The 20,755-nt window shown below is 63.6% G+C and carries 22 protein-coding genes, 1 pseudogene and 1 riboswitch; of the genes and pseudogenes, 8 read left to right on the top strand and 15 right to left on the bottom strand.

Annotated elements, in window-relative coordinates:
• Window positions 1-68: 68 nt before the first annotated feature.
• Window positions 69-866 (top strand): FRG domain-containing protein, encoded by a 798-nt coding sequence (locus JQ628_RS15815; protein WP_212223547.1) that lies wholly within the window; start codon window positions 69-71, stop codon window positions 864-866.
• A 6-nt stretch (window positions 867-872) separates the two neighbouring features.
• Here JQ628_RS15815 and JQ628_RS15810 read toward each other — a convergent pair whose 3' ends face one another.
• Together JQ628_RS15810 and JQ628_RS15805 are read right to left on the bottom strand one after the other, a co-directional pair.
• Window positions 873-1,256, bottom strand: coding sequence for a RidA family protein (locus JQ628_RS15810; RefSeq protein WP_212223546.1), 384 nt, complete (start codon window positions 1,254-1,256; stop codon window positions 873-875).
• Window positions 1,257-1,258: 2 nt separating this feature from the next.
• On the bottom strand, window positions 1,259-1,804 hold the full coding sequence (locus JQ628_RS15805; RefSeq protein ID WP_212223545.1) for a mismatch-specific DNA-glycosylase: 546 nt from the start codon (window positions 1,802-1,804) through the stop codon (window positions 1,259-1,261).
• A gap of 217 nt (window positions 1,805-2,021) precedes the next feature.
• Here JQ628_RS15805 and JQ628_RS15800 point away from each other — a divergent pair, with 217 nt between their 5' ends.
• Window positions 2,022-2,453: a hypothetical protein gene (locus JQ628_RS15800; protein WP_212223544.1), complete on the top strand. Its 432-nt coding sequence runs from the start codon at window positions 2,022-2,024 to the stop codon at window positions 2,451-2,453.
• 17 nt (window positions 2,454-2,470) lie between these two features.
• Here JQ628_RS15800 and JQ628_RS15795 read toward each other — a convergent pair whose 3' ends face one another.
• The 7 genes and pseudogenes from JQ628_RS15795 to JQ628_RS34950 form a co-directional block, all read right to left on the bottom strand.
• Window positions 2,471-3,241 carry a hypothetical protein gene (locus JQ628_RS15795; protein WP_212223542.1) on the bottom strand — a complete coding sequence of 257 codons (771 nt, stop codon included), beginning with the start codon at window positions 3,239-3,241 and terminating at the stop codon, window positions 2,471-2,473.
• A gap of 214 nt (window positions 3,242-3,455) precedes the next feature.
• Window positions 3,456-5,354, bottom strand: coding sequence for a phosphomethylpyrimidine synthase ThiC (thiC, locus tag JQ628_RS15790; RefSeq protein WP_212223539.1), 1,899 nt, complete (start codon window positions 5,352-5,354; stop codon window positions 3,456-3,458).
• Between the two features lie 147 nt (window positions 5,355-5,501).
• Entirely contained in the window at window positions 5,502-6,110 is a 609-nt protein-coding gene (locus JQ628_RS15785) for a thiamine phosphate synthase (RefSeq protein ID WP_212223537.1), read from the bottom strand.
• Complete coding sequence (locus tag JQ628_RS15780) at window positions 6,097-6,879, bottom strand: thiazole synthase (protein WP_212223535.1); 783 nt, start codon at window positions 6,877-6,879, stop codon at window positions 6,097-6,099. Before JQ628_RS15780 ends, JQ628_RS15785 begins: the two co-directional genes overlap by 14 nt.
• Before the next feature lie 322 nt (window positions 6,880-7,201).
• Window positions 7,202-7,399, bottom strand: coding sequence for a sulfur carrier protein ThiS (thiS, locus tag JQ628_RS15775; protein WP_212223533.1), 198 nt, complete (start codon window positions 7,397-7,399; stop codon window positions 7,202-7,204).
• Window positions 7,390-8,403, bottom strand: a complete 1,014-nt coding sequence (locus JQ628_RS15770) for an FAD-dependent oxidoreductase (protein WP_212223531.1) — start codon at window positions 8,401-8,403, stop codon at window positions 7,390-7,392. Before JQ628_RS15770 ends, thiS begins: the two co-directional genes overlap by 10 nt.
• A riboswitch (TPP riboswitch) is annotated at window positions 8,391-8,518 on the bottom strand. It overlaps the preceding gene by 13 nt.
• Window positions 8,519-8,805: 287 nt before the next feature.
• A pseudogene (locus JQ628_RS34950) lies at window positions 8,806-9,225 on the bottom strand (transglycosylase SLT domain-containing protein); the annotation flags it as partial.
• A 198-nt stretch (window positions 9,226-9,423) separates the two neighbouring features.
• Between JQ628_RS34950 and JQ628_RS15760 the strand changes: the two are divergent.
• The 5 genes from JQ628_RS15760 (at window position 9,424) to JQ628_RS15740 (ending at window position 13,032) form a co-directional block, all read left to right on the top strand.
• Complete coding sequence (locus JQ628_RS15760) at window positions 9,424-10,914, top strand: hypothetical protein (protein WP_212223529.1); 1,491 nt, start codon at window positions 9,424-9,426, stop codon at window positions 10,912-10,914.
• 352 nt (window positions 10,915-11,266) lie between these two features.
• Window positions 11,267-11,467 (top strand): hypothetical protein, encoded by a 201-nt coding sequence (locus tag JQ628_RS15755; protein ID WP_212223527.1) that lies wholly within the window; start codon window positions 11,267-11,269, stop codon window positions 11,465-11,467.
• Between the two features lie 63 nt (window positions 11,468-11,530).
• Window positions 11,531-11,905 carry a PRC-barrel domain-containing protein gene (locus tag JQ628_RS15750; protein WP_212223525.1) on the top strand — a complete coding sequence of 125 codons (375 nt, stop codon included), beginning with the start codon at window positions 11,531-11,533 and terminating at the stop codon, window positions 11,903-11,905.
• Window positions 11,906-11,989: 84 nt separating this feature from the next.
• A complete protein-coding gene (locus tag JQ628_RS15745) occupies window positions 11,990-12,532 on the top strand; it encodes a PRC-barrel domain-containing protein (protein WP_212223524.1) in 543 nt (180 codons plus the stop codon).
• A gap of 284 nt (window positions 12,533-12,816) precedes the next feature.
• Window positions 12,817-13,032 carry a dodecin family protein gene (locus JQ628_RS15740; protein WP_212223523.1) on the top strand — a complete coding sequence of 72 codons (216 nt, stop codon included), beginning with the start codon at window positions 12,817-12,819 and terminating at the stop codon, window positions 13,030-13,032.
• Window positions 13,033-13,084: 52 nt separating this feature from the next.
• On the opposite strand, the gene JQ628_RS15735 is transcribed toward JQ628_RS15740, so the two are convergent.
• The 6 genes from JQ628_RS15735 to JQ628_RS15710 form a co-directional block, all read right to left on the bottom strand.
• Complete coding sequence (locus JQ628_RS15735; RefSeq protein WP_212223522.1) at window positions 13,085-14,650, bottom strand: DUF4403 family protein; 1,566 nt, start codon at window positions 14,648-14,650, stop codon at window positions 13,085-13,087.
• 236 nt (window positions 14,651-14,886) lie between these two features.
• Entirely contained in the window at window positions 14,887-15,192 is a 306-nt protein-coding gene (locus JQ628_RS15730; protein WP_212223521.1) for a GIY-YIG nuclease family protein, read from the bottom strand.
• A gap of 237 nt (window positions 15,193-15,429) precedes the next feature.
• Window positions 15,430-16,107: a L,D-transpeptidase gene (locus JQ628_RS15725; RefSeq protein ID WP_212223520.1), complete on the bottom strand. Its 678-nt coding sequence runs from the start codon at window positions 16,105-16,107 to the stop codon at window positions 15,430-15,432.
• Window positions 16,108-16,293: 186 nt separating this feature from the next.
• Window positions 16,294-17,976, bottom strand: coding sequence for a FecR family protein (locus JQ628_RS15720; RefSeq protein WP_212223519.1), 1,683 nt, complete (start codon window positions 17,974-17,976; stop codon window positions 16,294-16,296).
• Window positions 17,977-18,242: 266 nt separating this feature from the next.
• On the bottom strand, window positions 18,243-18,566 hold the full coding sequence (locus JQ628_RS15715; protein ID WP_249127961.1) for a hypothetical protein: 324 nt from the start codon (window positions 18,564-18,566) through the stop codon (window positions 18,243-18,245).
• A gap of 242 nt (window positions 18,567-18,808) precedes the next feature.
• A complete protein-coding gene (locus JQ628_RS15710; protein WP_212223517.1) occupies window positions 18,809-19,543 on the bottom strand; it encodes a DUF2147 domain-containing protein in 735 nt (244 codons plus the stop codon).
• A gap of 284 nt (window positions 19,544-19,827) precedes the next feature.
• On the opposite strand from JQ628_RS15710, the gene JQ628_RS15705 reads away from it, so the two are divergent.
• Window positions 19,828-20,721, top strand: a complete 894-nt coding sequence (locus JQ628_RS15705; RefSeq protein WP_212223515.1) for a DUF2147 domain-containing protein — start codon at window positions 19,828-19,830, stop codon at window positions 20,719-20,721.
• Window positions 20,722-20,755: the final 34 nt, after the last annotated feature.

The raw sequence follows: 20,755 nt of genomic DNA, 5'->3' as shown, positions 1-20,755 counted from the left end.
TAAACGTCAAATTTGCAACTTTTCGTGGCGCGGCCTAATCTGGATCAGGTCAGTCAGGAGGCGCAACCTTGGCGAGACGGGCGGGTAAAAGAGCGAGTTTGGCAGCGCGAACAACGACCGAAGCGTTTGCGCGCGGGTTTAGAGTTCGCGTTTTCCAGACTTGGGACCAGTTCAAGCACGGCATTCGGGATGAACTCCCCGGGGCTCACGATTATGACGTCTACAAGCGGTACATTTTTCGAGGTCAAGGCAATGCAAACTGGCCGCTGAAATCTTCATTCGACCGGACATATTCCGACAAGCAGGCGGCAAACAGGGACAGGCTCGCGAAAGAACTGATCACGGAGTTTTACGAGGAGTGCGAACGTTATTCTGCATGGCGCTATTCATTCGATGATCCCCGCGTGCTCGCCATGGCGCAACATCACGGATTGCCGACCAGGCTCCTTGATTGGTCATTTAGCCCGTATGTTGCTGCCTACTTTGCATTCTCATGGTTTCTTTTCGAGCAGAGGGATGGAGGCGGTAACGTCGCGATCTGGGTGCTCAATAGGGGTGAGGTCGAAGCAAAGGCCCCGGGAGGACAGCTGCAAATCATCTCGGTGCAGGACCATGAGAACAATCGGTTGGGCAATCAATTTGGGCTGTTCACATTCCTGAAAACGAATGAAGGGTCACTGGAGGAATATTTGACCAGCAGGGCAGTCAATTTGGGCTCCGCATTGGTCAGATTGGAAATACCGAGATCAGAATGCAGAACCGCACTCCAAGATTTGATCCTGATGGGAATACATCACGGCACGATCTTTCCGGGGAAGGAAGGAATCGCTCAAACCATCAAGCTCAGAAATTTGCTGCGGCAATAGCCTCGGCTATTTCGCCAGCGACGCCACGCCCTCGATTTCGATCAGCATCGCCGGGTTCGGCAGCGCCACCACGACGCAGGTGGTGCGGGCCGGGTAGGGCGCCGGTCCGAACGCGCCGGCATAGAGTGCATTCATCGCAGCCACATCGCTGGCGCGCGTCAGCAGCACGTTGACCTTGACGAGATCGCGCATGGTCGCGCCGGCCTCGTCGAGGATGCGCTTGATGTTGGTGACGACATTGGCGAACTGCGCCTCGAACGTATCGGGCAGGTTGCCTGCCGCATCGAAGCCGGGAATGCCCGAGATGAACAAGAGGTCGCCGCTGCGCGCGGCGAACGACAGCGGGGGCGCCTTGATGCCGGGCGGCGGCGGAAAATGCTTGATGGACATCGCTACGTCTGCTCCCTCGACAAAAACCATGTTGCCAGTTCGCGCCAGGGCTCGAGGCTCCAATGCCCGGACGCGGCGCCGGAGGGCGAGGTTAGCACAAAGACTTCGGTGTGCCCTTCCGGCAATGGCTGCCTGCCGAACGCTATAGTGCCCGTCGGCCTGCCGTAGAACAGGCTCGCCGCCTTCTTGCTGGTGAAGGCGATCGCCTTCGGAGAAAAGCGCGCGATCTTCGCCCTGAACCCCGCGACGTCGATCGCATCCGTCGTGAGCTGATGATCCATGCCCGCCTGCGACTTGTTGAGATCGGTAAAGCCGATGCCGAGCGGCAGTAGCGCGCGAAACTCGTCCGGTTGATAGCGGCGCTGTGTGAGACCGGCCTCAAAAATCGCACGCCAGAAGCGGTTGCCAGGATGCGCGTAGTAATGCCCCATCGCAGCCGAGCGCGTGCTGGCGGCCGTGCCGACAAACACCAGCCGCAGGTTTTGCCGCAGCATGTCGGGCAGCCTGTCGGCCGCGCCGTTCGCGGCTTCAGCCCTATCGGTTGTCATCTTGCGGTGCCGCGCGCGGATTGCATGCCTCACTCTATTGCGCCGCGCGATGGCCGCAAAGGCATGGTTCCGTGCGCCGGCCGCGAGCCGCGCGTCCGCCTTCAAACCGCCGCGTACCCCTGCGCATTTCTCGCATGTACCGGCATCGGCTAGATTCGCCCGTGTGATTCGTCGAGCCGCCGCCCCCTCTGCTCGCACCATCCCGGGAGACTCTTCCATGAAGCTTGCATCCGCCGCCCGTGCCGCCCTCGTTGCGCTGATCGCCTTCGCCGGCGTCTCCTCCGCCCGCGCCGACGACGGCTTTGTCACGCTGACGATCTACAAGGCCGGCTGGATCATCGGCGGCTCCGGCGGCTCGGGCGTGCTGACCTTCCGCGGCCGCTCCTATGGCCTCTCCACCGGCGGCCTCGACTACGGCCTTGTGTTCGGCGGCTCCAAAACCGTGCTGCGTGGCCGCGTCAGCAACATCTGGCGCGCCAGCGACGTCGCCGGCGTCTACGGCGCCGCCGGCGCCGGCCTCGCGGTCGGCCGCGGCGCCCGCGCCATCGTGCTGACCAACCAGAAGGGCGCCGTGCTGGAGCTGACCGGGCATCAGGTGGGGCTGATGGCGAATGCGGATCTGAGCGGGCTGGCGATTACGATGCGGTGAGGGGAGCGTAGGGCCGGTTAGCGCAGCCTAACCCACCAATCGTCCAACATCCTGCGTGCTGTCACAAGCGGTGCCGGAAGCGATCGCCGTGCAACGGTCATGCAGCGAGGGCCATTCTGCTCTTCTTTTTCCTTGAGGACGCCGGCGGCAACAAGCGCGGCCCGGTCACCCGGGCAAAACTCGGATGATTTTCGATCCAATTCCTCAAGGCTAAGCGAAGTTGTGAGAATGCAGCCGCCCGTATCGCGATGGCCTGTGATCCGCGCGATTGATTTGAGAATCAGCTTGTAAGCGCGGGTCGCCGTGATCTCGTGGTCCCATGGGGATTGCAGCCACCAATTGCCGGCGGCGATCCGTGCAGTTGAGACGACGCCGACGTGGTAGGATGTCGTTTCGTCGCCAAAGCTCGTAGAAAACGCATAGCGCCAATTCCAAGCCTCAACCTTTAGATCGAACGGAATGAGAAGATACCTGAACGAAGGCGCGTTTGCTTCGCCCGCCGTTCGCTCGATGAACCGGTCCGCCACCTTGGCGGCCTCGAATTGAGTGGTCGTTGCGAGCAATTCAGGTCCGAGCGGAAGGTCCAGAGTTTGCACAGAGACGGGTGCGGCGAGCACGCGCTGAAGCGCGCAAACCAGCGGCTGAACGAACTCGGTGCGCTTCAGGTCTGACTGGATGTAAAGCACAACCTCCGCGGGGGCGACCACGCGCGGCTGTTCCTGCGCCGGCGCGACTGACGTTCCGGCGAGAAGGAGAGAAAATATCAGGCCGTGCAATGCATATTTCAAAGGTGCGTTTCCGCCCCGCACAATGTCCTGCTCTATCAGCTTACATCAATATCGGGCGGGGACACGACCAATAGAGGTAAGGAGTTCGCAGGCTAGGTTAGCGAAGTGTATCCGCTACGTTGAAAAGGCCGCCGATGACGCTCCCACTTTCGCTCTTCGCAAAGAGAAAAGGCCGGGCGAGCGCCCGGCCTTTCGTTTGGTGGGGTGCTGCATTTTACAACACCCGATTACTCTCCTTCACCTTCTCCGCATCCAGATACACGCTGCTCCCCATCTCCTTGAACTTCTCGCTCATCTTCGCCATGCCGTCCTCGATGGTGCCGGCCATGCTCATCCCCACCGCCGCCGGATCGTTCAGCGTCGCCGCGTAATCCCGCACGTCCTGCGTGATCTTCATCGAGCAGAATTTTGGGCCGCACATCGAGCAGAAGTGGGCGACCTTGTGGGCCTCCTTCGGCAGGGTTTCGTCGTGGAAGTTTCTTGCCGTGTCCGGATCGAGGCCGAGGTTGAACTGGTCGGTCCAGCGGAAATCGAAGCGGGCGCGGGAGAGGGCGTCGTCGCGCAGTTGCGCGGCGGGGTGGCCCTTGGCGAGATCGCTGGCGTGGGCTGCGATCTTGTAGGTGATGACGCCGACCTTGACGTCGTTGCGGTCGGGCAGGCCGAGATGCTCCTTCGGCGTGACGTAGCAGAGCATGGCGCAGCCGAACCAGCCGATCATGGCGGCGCCAATGCCCGAGGTGATGTGGTCATAGCCCGGCGCGATGTCGGTGGTCAGCGGCCCAAGCGTGTAGAACGGGGCCTCGCCGCATTCCTTCAACTGCTTGTCCATGTTGATCTTGATCTTGTGCATCGGCACATGGCCGGGGCCCTCGATCATCACCTGGCAGCCCTTGTCCCACGCGATCTTCGTCAGCTCGCCGAGCGTCTCCAGCTCCGCGAACTGCGCGCGGTCGTTGGCGTCCGCGATCGAGCCGGGGCGCAGGCCGTCGCCGAGCGAGAATGAGACGTCATACTTGCGCATGAGGTCGCAGATCTCGTCGAAATGCGTGTAGAGGAAACTTTCCTTGTGATGCGCCAGGCACCACTTGGCCATGATCGAGCCGCCGCGCGAGACGATGCCGGTGACGCGGTTGGCGGTGAGGTGGATGTAGGGCAGGCGCACGCCGGCGTGGATCGTAAAATAGTCGACGCCTTGTTCGCACTGCTCGATCAGCGTGTCCTTGTAGAGCTCCCAGGTCAGTTTGGCGGGATCGCCTTCGCATTTCTCCAGCGCCTGGTAGATCGGCACGGTGCCGATCGGGATCGGCGCGTTGCGAAGAATCCACTCGCGGGTGGTGTGGATGTTGCGGCCTGTCGAGAGGTCCATCACGGTGTCGGCGCCCCAGCGGATCGCCCACACCATCTTGTCTACTTCTTCCTCCACCGACGACGTCACGGCGGAGTTGCCGATATTGGCGTTGATCTTGGTCAGGAAATTGCGGCCGATGATCATCGGCTCGAGCTCGGCATGGTTGATGTTGCAGGGAATGATGGCGCGGCCGCGCGCGATCTCAGAGCGAACGAACTCCGGCGTGATGAAGGCGGGCACGCTGGCACCAAAGCTTTCGCCGTCGGCGAGCGCTGCTTCCGCGCGCTCGAGCTGCTTCTTGCGGCCGAGGTTTTCGCGCTCGGCGACGTAGATCATCTCCTTGGTGATGATGCCGGCGCGGGCGAATTCGAGCTGGGTGATCTTGTGGCCGTCGAGCCCGCGCAGCGGCTTGTGATGCGCCGTGAAGGCCTTTGCGGCATGCGAGGCGCCGACATTGCCGTTGTCTTCCGGTTTGATGGTGCGGCCTTCATACTCTTCGACGCCGCCGCGCTCCTTCACCCAGGCGATGCGATTGCGCGGCAGGCCGGCATTGACGTCGATGGTGACGGCCGGATCGGTGTAGGGACCGGAGGTGTCGTAGACGGGAAGATTCGGCTCACCTGCGCCTTCGGAAAGGATGATCTCGCGCAGCGGCACGCGCAGGTCCGGCGCGGCCTCGGGCGTCGCGAAGATTTTTCGCGAGGAGGGAAGGGGGCCGGTGGTGACGGCGGGAAGGGTGTCTTTCGGATTGGAGCGAATGTTCATGTTATCCTCCGTTCGATTTCTCTGTCATTCCGGTGTGTTGTTGCTGCCGTCATTGCGAGGAGCAAAGCGACGAAGCAATCCATCTATCCCCGTGCCGAGAGGTGGATTGCTTCGCTTCGCTCGCAATGACGAGGAAAGAGTGTGCCATCACGCCGCCTCCGCGCTTTTGCCCAGCCATTGCCGCACCCGCGCGTCGGGGTCGGCGTTCTGGGTGACGTCGGAAACGACAGCGATGGAATCCGCACCGGCGGCAAAGATCTCCGCTGATTGCTCGAACTTGATGCCGCCGATCGCCACCAGCGGGATGTCGCCGATGCGCTTTTTCCATTCGGTGATTTTTGCAACGCCCTGCGGCGCAAAGCGCATCGCCTTCAGCGTGGTCGGAAAGATCGGGCCGAGCGCGACATAGTCCGGTTTTGCGGCAAGCGCCGTCGCAAGCTCCGCATCGTCGTGAGTGGAGATACCGAGATTGAGGCCCGCCTTGCGGATTTCGCCGAGATCGGCGTCGGCCAAATCCTCCTGGCCGAGATGCAGATATTTTACGCCGGCGACGATCGCTGCGCGCCAGTAGTCGTTCACGACCAGTTTCGTGTTCGTGCCCTTCGTCACCTCCAGCGCATCGGTCACGATCTGTAGCGCCTCGGCGTCGTTCAGCTCCTTGGCGCGCAACTGGATGGTGCCGACGCCAAGTTTTGTCAGCCGCGTCACCCAGGCGACGCTGTCGACGACCGGGTAGAATTTATCAGGATACGGCATGCCAGAACGGTGTCCCGATGACAGGGGTGGAAGGGGAGGCGAAATCGCGGGCTTCCATCAGCCCGGCCTCATAGGCCGCGCGGCCGGCTTCGATGCCGAGCTTGAACGCATTCGCCATCGCGACGGGGTCGGCGGCCTTTGCGATGGCGGTGTTGAGCAGCACCGCGTCATAGCCGAGCTCCAGCGCTTCGGCAGCATGCGAGGGCGCGCCGATGCCGGCGTCGACCACCAGCGTGATGTCAGGCAGGCGGTCGCGCAGCAGTTTCAGCGCATCGCGGTTGATGATGCCTTTTGCGCTGCCGATCGGCGCCGCCCACGGCATCACGACCTTGCAGCCGGCGTCGACCAGCCGCATCGCGACGGAAAGGTCTTCGGTGCAATACGGAAACACCTCAAAGCCGTCCTTGATCAAAATGCTGGCGGCTTCGACGAGGCCGACCACATCCGGCTGAAGCGTGTCGTTGTCGGCGATCACCTCCAGCTTAATCCAGGGCGTGCCGAACAATTCCCGCGCCAGCTTTGCCGTCGTCACCGCCTCGCGCACGCTGCGGCAGCCGGCCGTGTTCGGCAGCACCGTGACATCGAGCTCGCGGATCAGCGACCAGAACGCATCGCCTGTCTTGCCGCCCGCAGCCTCCCGCCGCAGCGACACCGTGACGATGCCCGCGCCGGAGGCGCGTATCGCCGCCTGCATGACCGCGGGCGAGGGATACAGCGCGCTGCCGATCAACAGGCGCGAGGAAAAGGTTTTGCCGTAGAAGTTCAGCATCGATCAAAGTCCTTCAGCAACACAGGTCGTCATCCCACCCACAGTCGTCATCCCCGCGAAGGCGGGGATCCAGTATTCCAGAGGCCGCGCGATCGAATCGAGAAGCCGCGGCGTACTGGATCGCCCGGTCAAGCCGGGCGATGACGGCGGAGTGTGAGGCGCGTGCGTGCCCCATTCCGTCATCCCGGCGAAAGCCGGGATCCATACCGCGTGATGTCTCTTGAGGCACACTGGCAGATACCTCTCGTAACCACACCGGCCGGTGGTTATGGGTCCCTGCTTTCGCAGGGACGACGAGAGGTGAGAGTGTACGTTCACCACATCACCCTCCCTGCCGCGGCGTGATGATCTCGATCTCGTCGCCGGCCTTCAGCGCGGTCTCGGCCCAGCGGCTCTTCGGCACCACGTCGTAATTCACCGCAATCGCAAAATGCGTGCCCTGATATTCGAGCTCGCCGAGCAGCGCATCGACGCGGGACGAATTGATCTCCCGCGGCTCGCCGTTCACGATCACGCGCATTGCATCACCTCATTGTCGATCACGCCGCGCTCGACATAGCCAAGCGTCAGCTCCGCCAGCGCAGGCGCCAGCAGAAAACCGTGGCGGTAGAGCCCGTTCACCGAAATCCTTTCCTTGTCGATCGCAATGCGCGGCAGATTGTCGGGAAACGCCGGGCGCAGGCCCGCGCCGAATTCGACAATGCGCGCTTCCGCAAACGCCGGATGCACCGCGTAGGCCGCACCCAGCAGCTCCAGCGCCGAGCGCACGCTGACGCCGCTGTCTTCCGATTCGATGGAGGTGGCGCCCAGCATGAAGCGGCCGTCGCCGCGCGGGATCACATAGAGCGGCCAGCGCGGATGGATCAGCCGCACCGGGCGCGACAGCTCCACCTCATCAGTCTCGACGATGATCATTTCGCCCTTGACGCCGCGCAGGTCCGGCTGGGTGTCGCGTGCAGAAAGCCCGCGGCAATCGATCACGATGCCTTCAAGATCGTCGGTCACCACATCGCTGTTGAATTTGATAGTGCCGCCGGCCTTCGCGATGCGCGCATGCAATTCCGGCAGCACGCGCCGCGGCTCGACATGGCCCTCGTCCGGATAAAACAGCCCTTCGCGGAATCGCCCTTCCAGCGACGGCTCGAGTTCGCTTAATCCCCGCGCGTCCAGCCGCCGGTGCCCGCTGGTCATCTTCGCAAAGCGCTCGAAATCGCTGCGGTCGCGTGGATGCGCCACCACCAGCGAACCGTTAAACGGCGTGTCCGGAAAATGCTCGCGCCAGAGATCGAGCGAGCGCACGCCAAGCCGGCTGATCACGGGCTCGGACGCTTCCGCCTCGCACCATGGCGCCAGCATGCCGCCGGCCCAGTGGCTTGTGGAAAGCGTCATCGCGGCGTCACTGCGCTCATGCAAGGTCACCGCGTGCCCGGCGTGTGCGAACAGCAACGCCTGCCACGCGCCGGCTACGCCTGCGCCTATGATGGTAACGGGGGATCGCCCCCTCGTATCAGAACTCTGGTACATCCCTGTCCCTTCGCCGGCATGACCCGGATCAGGTTCAAAGGGTCACCGCGGTCCCGGCCGTTCGGCCTGATTTGCGGTATCTCAGCTCCACCTCGGAGCACCCCTCGGAACAGGGCTAATGTAAGCAGATGGCAGGGCGTGTCAACGCGCCGGGGCGGGCTTTGCACCGGCGCCGACGGCGGCCGGGGGCCGCGGAACCGCCGCCTTGGCCTCGGCGAGCTTCCTGGAAGACGAGCTTTTCGGCTTGGCGGCTGCGTCCTTCGATTTCGCGCTTTCCGCGAACCTCGGCACCAGTTGCAGCGGTTTTGCTACCGCCCGCTTCGGCTTCGCCACCTCTTCCTTCGGCTCGGCGGCTTCTTGCGGCGCTGCATTCGCCAGCACGGGCGCAGCTTGCGCTCTCCGTTCCAGCCGCTGCTGCTTTGCGACGTGATAATAGCCGCTCGCGTAATAACGCATGGCGCGATCGTGATCGCCGCCCGCCGCGCGATACGCCCCCGCGAGATACTTGACGCCGAAGGCGAGATTGGTGTCGGGATCGCGCAGGCCGTAGGCGTCGCCGGTGTAGCCGACGCCGCGCGCAGTCGCGAGCTTGATCTGCATCAGCCCGATCGTGCCGCCGCTGCCGATCAGGTCGGGGCGGTACTTGCTCTCGCGGACGATCACGCGGTGCACCAGCGCTTCCGGCACCATGTTGGCTTTGGCATGCGCCGCGATCAGCCCTTCATATTGGGCGCGGCCCTGCGGCTTTCCCTCCTGCGCCTGCACGCCAGGGGCGGGCCATGCCGCCATAACGACACAGATCAGGAACGTCAGCCGCTTCATCAAAATGGCCCCCACGCGGCGCAATCGCAGCGTTAACACTTTACGCACCGCAATTACTGCGGAGATGTGGCGAAAACCCGGCATAATCAGGCGCTTGCCGGCCACGATTACGACAGAAAAACCGGGGCGGATTTACCAGGAATTATGCCTTGGCATGCTTCGATCCGGCTGAAAACCACGGAAAATCAGCCGCCGTCCATGAGCGTCACCCTCGCACATACCGATGAAGCCGCGCACCCCCTGCGCGGGCTGCTGCCGCTATGGGTGGGCGTTGCGATCTATGCGCTGTTCCTTTTGGCCGGCAACCGCCTGCTGATCGACCCCGACACGATGTGGCAGGTCACCATCGGGCAGTGGATCATCGACCACGGCACGGTGCCGACGGTTGACGTCTATTCCTTCACCATGCGCGGCCAGCCCTGGATCTCCACGCAATGGCTGTCGCAGGTGTTTTACGCAAAGGCCTATTCGCTCGCGGGCTGGAGCGGGCCGGTGGTGCTCGCCGCCATTGCGATTGCCGCGACCTTTGCGCAGCTGACGAACTTCCTGGTCCGACGCCTCAGCGAGAGCACCACGCTGGTGTTCATCGCCGCTGCGCTCGCACTGACGGTGCCGCATCTGCTGGCGCGGCCGCATGTGCTGGCGTTGCCGGTGATGGTCGCCTTCGCCGGCGGGCTGATCGCCGCCGCCGACCGCCGCACCGTGCCGTCGTTCTGGCTGCTGCCGCTGATGATGCTATGGGCCAACCTGCATGGCGGCTTTGTCTTCGGCCTGATGCTAACAGGCGCGGTCGCGCTCGATGCGGTGATCGGCGCCGATCCGGCCAAACAAAAAGTCCTGCTGCTGCGCTGGTTCGTCTTCGGCCTTGCCGCGCTCGCCGCAAGCTGCGTCACGCCCTATGGCTGGAACGCGCTGCTCGCTTCGCGAAAGATCCTCGCACTCGGCGAAGCGCTGCCGCTGATCATGGAATGGAAGCCGGCGGATTTCTCCAGCCTCGGCCCGCTGGAAATCGGCCTCCTGCTCGGTATCGGCCTTGCGCTGTTCCGCGGCATCAAATTGCCGCTGATGCGGATCGTTCTGCTGCTCGGCCTCCTGCACATGGCCCTCTCTCAGGGACGCGCCGCTGAAAATCTGGCGCTGCTCGCGCCGATCATTCTCGCCGCACCGCTCGCGCGGCAGATCGGCGGCGCCGCGCCGCAATCAAATGCTGCGTCACCCTCGCGCGGCGTGCTGTTTGCCAGCCTTGCCGCTGCCTTGATCGCAGCGACATTCGCCTGGTGCTCGCTGCATCGCTTCGAGCCGCACATGCGCGGCTCGCCGGTGGCGGCCGTCACAGAACTGAAGAAATTGAATCTCGCCCGCGTCTTCAACGATTATGATTTCGGCGGCTACCTGATCGCGAACGGTGTTGCGCCTTTCATCGACGGCCGCACCGAGCTCTACGGCGAAAAATTCTTCGTCGACCACAACGCGGCCTCAGGCTTGATGAAGCCGGAAAACCTGTTCCGCCTGCTCGACCAATACAATATCGAAGCTACGTTGATGCGCACGCAGAGCGCGGCGACGAAACTGCTCGACCATATGGACGGCTGGCAAAAGATCTATTCCGATGACATCGCTACCATTCACCTGCGTAAGGCCGGTGCGGTGCACACGATCGAGCCCGCCGTCGATCCGAAGGCAAAGTGATCTCTCGTGCCCCGGACGCAGAGCAGCGCGAAGCGTTGCGCTGCAGAGCCGGGGCTCACACTTCTTCGCCTCACTTGCATTGTGGGTCCCGGTTCTGCGGTGCATCGTGAAGAACGCTGCACCGCGCCCGGGACATGTGCGCGTTCTCGCCGTTGCAAAAAAATAAATCGCTTTGCTTCACGCCCAATGACGAATCGCCGCACAGGAATCTTTGTCGTGCAAAAGACGCAAACTGGGGCTAGAGTTTTTTCAGCACAGAAGTGTCCAGTTGCGGCAGCAACACTGTCCAATGCACCCAAGCCTGAACATCCACACAGACAACAGATATAAGAAAAGATAGTAGGAGTGAGCCATGGCCAAAACAGATATTGGCTATTTGCCCCGCGGAAATCCCTGTGCCCAGTGCGGCAAGCCGATCTTTGCCCCCGACTGGGTCGAGCAAGGCTCAGGCCGCATCTCCTATCTCTGGACGTGCCGCGCCTGCGACTACCGGTTCGAAGCGGTAGCGTTCTTTGACGAGCGGCACGCGAGCGCGGAACCACTCGCCGCCTGACGGGAACCCGGCTGCCACCACCGGCGTTGGTTTGCTCATCGATCCTGCGCAGGGAGGGTGAGCATGCCTGACGTCATGTCCAGACCACATCAGTTGATTGCGAGCGATCGCGTCGAGGGGACTGCGGTGCGCCGGTCGAACGGCGCCAAGATCGGCCACATCGAGAGGTTGATGATCGATAAGGTCAGCGGCCAGGTGTCCTACGCGGTTCTGTCGTTCGGCGGCTTCCTCGGCATGGGCGGCAATCTCCTGCCGTTGCCGTGGAGCAAGCTTCACTACAACAGAAGGTTCGAAGCCTACGAGCTCGACATCGCCGATGACGAGCTCAAGCGCGCGCCATCGTTTCGCGCCGACAAGGATTTCGATTGGGGCGATCGGTCGCAGGAAATCGAACTGCACCGCTACTACGGCGTGCCGCCCTATTGGGGCGGCTTTTGATCGCATGTTCCGGCGTGAAGGGCCGGAACACTTGCAGGTTCCCCGGGTTTTCCCCTCATCGATTTCTACTGAGGGAGAAAGCTTATGTTAGCCAAGTATACCGTTGCCGGGCTGGCGGGTACCGCACTGCTCGCCGGCGTCGCCTTCGCGCAGTCGCCGACGACGCCGAGCGACTCGACCAAGATGGCACCGCCGGCTGCGTCCGACACCTCGACCTCGCCGTCAACCTTCACGGGTAACTGGCGCGCGTCGAAGGTCGTGGGCCTGAGCGTGTACAACGACAAGAACGAGAGCGTTGGCTCGATCAACGATCTCCTCACCGACAAGAACGGCAAGATCGTCGCAGTCGTGATCGGCGTCGGCGGCTTCCTCGGTGTCGGCGAGCATCTCGTCGCGGTCCCGTTCGAGAAGGTGAAATTCTCGACCGAGCCGGTCGCCTACAGCTCGACCTCCAGCGCAAGTCCGGGTGCGGGCAGCGCAAAGCCCGGCGGCTCCACGACCACGACGGGCGCTGCGACCACGTCGACCAGCGCGTCGAAGCCCAATCCGTGGTATCCGGATCACGCCGTCTTCAACGCGACCAAGGAAGAGCTGAAGGCGATGCCGGAGTTCAAGTATTCGACCTAACGCATGATCCGGAAAAGTCTTCCGAAAGATCGTGCTTGAATAGATCATGCTTGAATAAAAGGCCACACGGCATCGGCTGATCGATAAAACGGAAACGCGCCCGGTTTTCGCCGGGCGCGTTTTTGTTAGAGCATGATCCGGAAAAGCGGGTGCCGGTTTTCCGACAAGATCATGCTTAAACAAGATGGTGCGCCGCATCCTTTCGGCACGCTATGCGCGATGTTACGCTTGCCGGCGCGGCAGGAAGCATCCTGCGTCCTGTCCATAACAACGGGAGGACGTCAATGGCTGAAAGCGTCTACAAGGTGATCGAGCTGATCGGCACCAGCCCCGAATCCTGGGAGAAGGCCGCTGCGGCCGCCGTCGCCAGGGCCGGCGAAACGCTGCGCGACCTGCGCGTGGCCGAAGTCGTCGAGCTCGATCTGCAACTCGACGCCAAAGGCAAGGTCGAGGCCTACCGTGCGAAGGTGAAGGTCTCCTTCAAGTTCGAAGGTTCGTGAGATTTTCCACCACCCGCGCCCTCTCCTCCCTCGGGAGAGGGCGCTATTCCAGTCACAGCCCCGGCAGGGCGGAGATGTTGACGCTGATCGTGCCCTCGGATTCCGCGATCACGCGCAGTGTCTTTGAATCAAACGCAATTTCGGCCAGCCGCAGGCTGGAGATTTCGGCCGCCACCCGCACGCTGTCATCGGTCTGCCGCAGGTCTGATATGACGGCCGCGATCTTCTTGCGCGCATTGTCCGCAAACGGTTTCAGGTCGATCACCGCCCGCTCGGCCAGCGCCCGCTGTAGATGCGGCACCGCCGCGCGCGCTGCGGCCCCTAACAGTCCGAACGCCGCTTCGGATTCCACCGCAAGCTCGATGTCGGTCAGCCGCAGCGTCTGCTGCGCCTGGTCGAGCACCGGCACGCCCCAGATATGGACATAGGCTTCGGCGCCGAGGCCGAGATAGCTTGTCTTCTCCTTGGCGTAGACCAGCAGCGAAATCAGCAGCCGGTTGCCGGAGGCCGCCAGACTCGCGCTCTTCACGGTCACGTCCACCGGCCCCGAACCATCTTCAGGAAACGTCTTTCCGGCGAACTGGCTGTTGAGCAGCTTGTTGAGCTCGGTAAAGGGCATGTCGATCGGCACGCCGATCGCGACGCCGCCCGGGGTCGGGGGCACGATGCTGATGGTGGCCGGGAACGGGCAGTTCGGCTTGGTCTCGGCCGGCGTGACGCGGGTCTCGGCCTCGATGCCCATGGTCACCGTGACGGCGGCAGCATCGACGCGCGGCTGTGCCGCGATCGCGCGGGTCGGTTTCAGCTCCAGCCAGAGCGCCGGCATCGAGCCGGCAGGGCTGGCGCCCTGTAGCGGAATGGAGCGGCAGGCCTTTGCCCATTGGATGCGTGCATTCTGCTCCAGCGCCGGATCGTTCTTCATGCGCGCCTGCACGATCGCAAGCTGCTCGGCGACGTTCTTGTCGATCAGCGGCTTGACCTGCGCCGGCACGTTGACGCGCGCGCCCGCGACCGTGAGCGCGGAGTCGGTCAGGTTCACCTGCGCGGCGAGGTTGGGCTCGATCCGCCAGGCGGCCGCCAGCTTCGGGCGTGACGTGATCACCACGTTGCCCTTGATCTCGCCGGTGGCGTTGAGGTTCTTGATGTTGATGCCGCCGATCCGCTTGGCCGCGTCATTGCCGAGCAGTCCGCCGAGCGCATCGCCGACCGCGCCGGTGGCTTTGGCCGATAGCGAGCCGGTGACGTTGAGCGTCCCCGTCAGCGCCGTCGACAGCGTCATGACGTCCTGGCCGCCGCTGGCGGCGATCGATCCGCGCGAGGCGGTCCAGCCGATATCGGCATTTTGCAGAACCTGCGTCACCGGGTTGTCGGCCTTGCCCTGAAATGCGCGCGGTGTGGAGCGGTCGGCGGCGTCGCGGATCGCCGACAGTGCGATCGCGACATTGGCCAGCACGCGCGAGGAGCGCGGCGCCGGCGGCAGCGGCGGCAATTCAGCCAGCACCGGCGCCTTGCCGCCACGCGGGGCCAACCAGTCCATGGCCTTCAGGCTGACGAAAAACGAAACCCCGACCACCGCGACCGCGATCAGGATCACCTTGAGATCCAATTTGAACGGCATCATCTCCCCGGACTGAATCAGCGGGAATTCTACAGGCCGTGGCAGGGGGGCGCTAGGGCGGCGGGTTCCTCGATCTCGCCACGCCGCACCCTTCGAGACGCCGCATTCGCGGCTCCTCAGGGTGAGGCTACTGCCGCCGCTACCGTGTACTGAAATTAAAGCCAGCCTCTCCCTCATCCTGAGGAGCCCGCCGAAGGCGGGCGTCTCGAAGGATGGCAGCTTGCGCTTCTCTCACCTTATACCGAAGAATGCGGTGACTTGCGCTTTGCCAATTGTTGAAGCGAAGCAAAGTCTCCGCGAATGAACGCTTCCTTCTTCGCACGGCTCCACTTCTTGAGCTTGCGTTCGTTTTCGATGGCGTCGGTTATTCGTTCGAACCATTGCGAGAAGATCAGCTCAACCGGTCTGCGCGACGAAGTGTAGCCTTCGAACGTACCCGCATTGTGCTCAGCGACTCTTATCTCAAGCGATGATCGTGTTGTGCCGACATAGTAACTACCGTCGGCGCATCGGAGAATGTAGAGCCACGCTCCTTCCGTCATCGCTACACGCCCCATCCTTCGAGACGCGCGCAAGTGCGCGCTCCTCAGGGTGAGGCTAACGGCTGGCGGTCAACTCGGCAAATGCTAAGTCACGCTGACAGCGGCACGCGACACGAGCCAAGCACTCAGACCTCATCCTGAGGAGCCCGCCGCAGGCGGGCGTCTCGAAGGATGGCCAAACCAAAAAACAAAATGGCGCCGCAGGGGCGCCATCTTGCATGCTGGACTTCGGTTCACTTAGCGGGCGATGAGCTCGGCACGGCGGTCCATTGGCAGCACGATCACCTTGGTGCCGACGTGAACGCGGCTGTAGAGGTCGATCACGTCTTCGTTGACGAGGCGCAGGCAGCCGGAGGAAACGCGGGTGCCGATCGTGTGCGGTGCGTTGGTGCCGTGGATGCGATAGACGCTGCTGCCGAGATACATCGCGCGGGCGCCGAGCGGGTTGCCGGGGCCGCCGGCCATGTGGCGCGGCAAATAGGGCTGGCGAGCGATCATCTCCGGCGGCGGGGTCCAATCCGGCCATTCCGCCTTCTTGGTGATGGACTGCGTGCCCGACCAGGTAAACCCTTCGCGGCCGACGCCGATGCCGTAGCGCATCGCCTGGCCGTTGCCGAGCACGAGGTAGAGATAGGTGTTCGGCGTATCGATGATGATGGTGCCCGGCGCTTCGCGGGTCGGATAGTTCACGACCTGGCGCTTCAGGCGGGCCGGCAACTGGAAGTCAGCCGGGGCGTCATCGTCGTCGGACGGCGCGACCTGGGCCGGCGGGGCGGCCTGCTGTAGCGGCTGCTGGAAGAACGGGAAGAGCGGCAGCGGCGCGGCCGCGGCGGAAGTGGAAAGAGCGATGGCACCGACCGTCAGCGCGCCCAAGGCGGCGACAACGAGCCGGGAATTCTTGACTGACTTGAACATGATCGTCCCCTGTTTTGCGCCCGCACGCCGGTGTCCCCCGGCATGTCGTTGGGAACATCAATAACCATCAACCGTTTCGGGACGTTTGCACGAAATCGCCAAAATGGTTTCGTCGCTTTAAGGAATTGTTTCGTGCGAACGGTCCGCCACGACACATTCGCATGCGCTGAGATGGTTTTCAGTGAGTTAGCGCACGTCCCGTTGCTTCCTCTCTCGTGGCGGGGCGGAGGATGGCGCGCGCTGACGCGGTGACTGAATGGCGGGCCTGCCTGGATAGGCCGGCCGTTGCACGGCGGGTGCGCCGGGAATGCGGCCTTGCCGGAATTGTCCGCCGCCTTGCTGCGGCAGGGGCGGTTGGCCGGGCTGCTGTAGCCGCTGGCCACGCAGTTGTTGGCCCGGAAGCTGTTGATTTTGCAGCCGCCCGGGAAGCTGACCCGGCGGTTGCGACAGGCGCGGCTGCGTAGGTCCAGCCGGATTGGCTGGCGATCCCGGCCGTCCCGGCTGCGTCGGCAGGTTCGTATCTCTCGGTTGACCTGGCCGCGGCAGCGATCCCGGCTGTCCGCCCTGTGTTGGCGCGCCGGTCTGTTGCGGCTGACCCGGGCGCGGCAATGATCCGGGCCGTCCGGGTTGCGCCGGAGCGCCGGTCTGCTGTGACGGCAATCCACCCGGCTGCTGCTGTCCCTGCCGGTTTGGCAGCGGAGGCAGCGACGGCTGACCGGGCGCACCCGGCAGCGGCCGCGGTCCGGCGCGGTCCGGCTGATTGGTCTGACCCGGCTGACCCGGCCTTTGCAACTGACCGCCTTGCTGCGGCGAGCCCGGCTGTAGACCCTGCCGGCCCGGCGTACCCGGTACCTGTTGTCCCGGACGGTTTTGCAATCCCGGCTGCTGCTGCCCGGGCCGACCTTGTCCCGGCAGGCCGTTCTGGCGGCCGCCGGGCTGGCCCGGCCTGAACTGTCCGGGCTGACGGATCGGCCGGTTCGGATTCACAAAGCCCGGATTGGCGCGGCGGAAAGCGCGCTGCTCGTCGAACATGCGCCGGCCGACGATCTGCATCGAATGCACCTGCCGCACAAAGCCGGTGTCGCGCGCGATCATTTGCGGCGTGATCGATATCGGCACCGCGGCAAAGCGCGCGCCGCCCGTGCCGGGCCGGATCGCAAAGCCGCTTGAGGCCGCAGTGAGGAATCCCAGCCGCGCGCCGGCGCGGTCGTTTAATTCGATGCGGCCGACACGCCCATCCGCATCCGCGTAGAGTTTGACGTTGACGTTGTTCGCACTGGTGGCGGAGGCGCCTGCCGGCACCTCGACAAGGCCTGACGTGCCGCGAATGCCGAGCGTTGCGGTCGGCGTCGTGATCTTCATGTCGCCGGTTTTTGCAACCGCCGCGGCGACAAAGGCCACCGTACCCTTGGCGACGTCGAACACGCCGGCATTCTGCTTGCCGCCGTCCTCATACACATACGTGTCGATGGTGATCTCCGAGCTGGCCTTCAGGTTGAAGGTGGTGCCGTCGCTGAAAGTGATGCCGAGCGAGGACCTTGCGGCGGTTTGCACCAAATCGTTCAGGTAGATGTCATCCTTCACTTTAAGCGGGATCGTCTTGTCATCGCGCTTCACCGTGGCCTTGCCGGTGACGGTCGCGACACTGCCGATCGGCTCTTCCGGCGTGTCATCGGCGGCGGGCGCGGCCGGATCGGGCGTCGTTGTTGAGGGGGCTTGCGTGGCAGGTGCTGCGGGCGTCTGCGTCGTCGAATCCGCCGGCGTGGGCTCAGCCTGCGCGAGTTGCGTCAGATCGGAGGATGCCTGCGCAAAGCCGATCGGCATCAGGCCGGCCATCAGCAGAAGCGCGAATGAAAACCGGCGCCACATCAAGGGGAAATTCCGAAGGAAGAAAACAAACGGCGGGATATGTATTTCAGTCTGATCCGGCTGAATGCCGGATGAATGAGGCGTGTTCTTGTCATGGCACCGCAAAACGATCAAGCGCCGCGCCCCTGTTCGTGGGACACGGCGCCTGACCGGCCTGAGTAAACGGTTACAGCATGATCCGGAAAAGTGGGTACCGGTTTTCCGACAAGATCATGCTCAAACAAGAGCTAGAGTGGGATGGCGGCTCGAAGAGACGTCATCCCACTTCAGCCGCGCTTATGCGGGGTGATCTGAAGCGGCTTTGACGGCTTTGCCGATGGCGCGTAGTTCACCGGCGTCGCGGGCGCGGCGGGCTCCTTCCGGAAGACCGACTTGCAGCCGTCGCTGAGCAGCGCCTGATTGCGGATCATGCAGGCAGTGACGCGGTCGACGTCGGGAATTTCCGGGCCGCAAAGCCGCATCGCATCGCTCGTGCACAATTGCTGCTGTTCCTGCGTATAGGCGAAAGCGGCCGTGGTCAGCAGGCCAAGCGTCATCGCACTCGCGACCAGCAGTTTGCCGCCGCGGAAGATCGAACCGGAAAATGTCATTGAATGTCCCCTCGAGTGTTGCGCTTTTTGCTGCGCCCGAGCGCCGTGTCGGCGTCCTCGTTGCCAACAGGGATATGCGGCGTCCGTTTCCGCAATTTTTCGTCCGTAACGCGAAACGATTTCGTCGCAGCGGAGAAATGTTTCGTGGCGCGCGGTGTTAACGAACGCTTAACGGATTTGCAGCGGTAAGAAGAAGGCCCCGCGGAAAATCCGCGGGGCCTCTTGCACGGCACCAGGTTCAGTTAGCTCACACGCTTCCAGGTCTGGCCACCGCAGAACATGCCGCCGAAGGCGCAACCCTGCACACGCAGCGTATTCGTTCCCTTCAGGGCGATCGTCGAGTCGTACTTCCGGCCGGAGTCGGGATCGCGGATCGTGCCGGACCATTTGTTGTCCTGCGGCTTCATGTTGATCAGGATCCGCTCGCCGGTATTGACGGCAAAGCCGCAGAGATTCTGGCCGCATTGCTCGATGCGGACATTGCCCTTGTTCTCTTCGGTCGACCACACGCCGATCGGCGAGTTCGGCGCGACCGCTGTCGCAGCGGCAACCGGAGCCGGCGCGGGAGCGGCCGGAGCGGCAACGGGAGCAGGCGCAGCGGCAACCGGAGCAGGGGCGGGAGCTGGAGCAGCTTCAGTGGTAACCGGCGCAGCCGTCGTAACGCTGGTGGCCGGAGCCGGGGCCGCAGCAGTCGGCGCAGGAGCCGGAGCGGCAGGCGGCGGCGTCACGGTAGCCTGGGCCGGCGCGGACTTCTGGTCGACGACATCGTCGTCATCATCCTTCTTGCCGAAGCCGTCGAACTTGCCCTTCAGGCTGGGCGCGGAAATCTTGATGCAATCGAGCGAGGTGCAGTTGCGCGGCGCATCGATGCGGATGCGGTGGCCCTCGATCTGGAAGGAGAACGAATTGCCGCCGGCCTGGGCGGACGTGGTCGCCAGCAGCATCGCGGCGGCGGCGGCGAGGTAGAGCTTCTTCATGGGACTCTCCCGGTGTGGCGTGTGAACTGGCAGGCGTGTGAACCTGACGCCAACCTACGCCGGCCCGTCGGCGCGTTCTGTGACCGACGTCACGGGAGTTTCGGCATCCCCGCTCGTCATGCCCGGGCTTGACCCGGGCATCCACGACTTCGTCGCTTTTGGCGCAAAAACGACGTGGATGGCCGGGACAAGCCCGGCCATGACGTGACCAGGCGGAGGTGACTCAAATCACATTCAATTGACCTGCCGGAGCCTAGCCTCGGCCCGTGAGATGGGAGGCTCCGATGAAGCGACTTTACGGTCTTGCCGCGCTGCTGATGCTGACGACATCAGCCGATGCCGGCCAAATCTCGTTCTCGGTCGGAGGACGTCGCATTCACATCGAGGCGCCACGTCATTGCCGCTCGACCTCCTGCGCTTCCATCTCGGTTTCCGGAATCTACAAATCGCGCCGCCGCGACCGCGACGATGACGAACGCGATGTCGCTCCGCCCCCGCCGCCGCCTCCGGCGGCCGCACCGCCTCCAACGCAGGTGTCGCCGCCGCCCGCCCTGCCGGTCCGGCCAAACCCGATTGTCGCCGCTGCGCCTCCGCCGGCAGCGCCGCCGCCAACGTCTCCTCCTGCCGTGGGATTTTCGACGGCGTCGGTCTCGACCCAGACCGTCGCCACGCGACCATTGCCTCCCGTGCCTCCGCCACCGGCGCAGCCTGCGGTGACGGCACAGCCTTGTGTCGCGCCGCCGCCGGTGCCGCAGCCCGTCGAAACCACACCATCGCCTCCGCCGGCGCCGGCAACGCCGCAGGTCGTCAAGACGCTGCATGAAGAGGAGGGCGACACTCCGATCGGCGACTGGCAGACCGAAAACAAGGGCGTCGTCCGCATCGCGCAATGCGGCGCCGCGCTGTGCGGCTACACGCTACAGCCTTCGTCGAATGAAAAGGGCGAGGCCGTGCTGATCAACATGAAGCCGAAGAACGACACGCGCTGGACCGGCAACGTCTATTCAAAGGACAGCGGCGACACCTATTACGGCACGCTCGACCTGAAAGGCCCGAACACGCTGCGCGTCGAAGCCTGCGCGCTCGGCCGGTTCTATTGCTCGGGCAATAACTGGATCCGGATTTCGACGAGACCGCTCGTCACGCAGCGCCAGATGGAGACGCGGCCGCGCAGCTAGACGGCACGAACGGCGCCACATGGGGCCGTTCGTC

It is taken from the genome of Bradyrhizobium lablabi (assembly GCF_018129385.1).
GTDB classification, from domain to species: domain Bacteria; phylum Pseudomonadota; class Alphaproteobacteria; order Rhizobiales; family Xanthobacteraceae; genus Bradyrhizobium; species Bradyrhizobium lablabi_C.
This window is presented reverse-complemented; position numbering and strand designations above follow the sequence as displayed.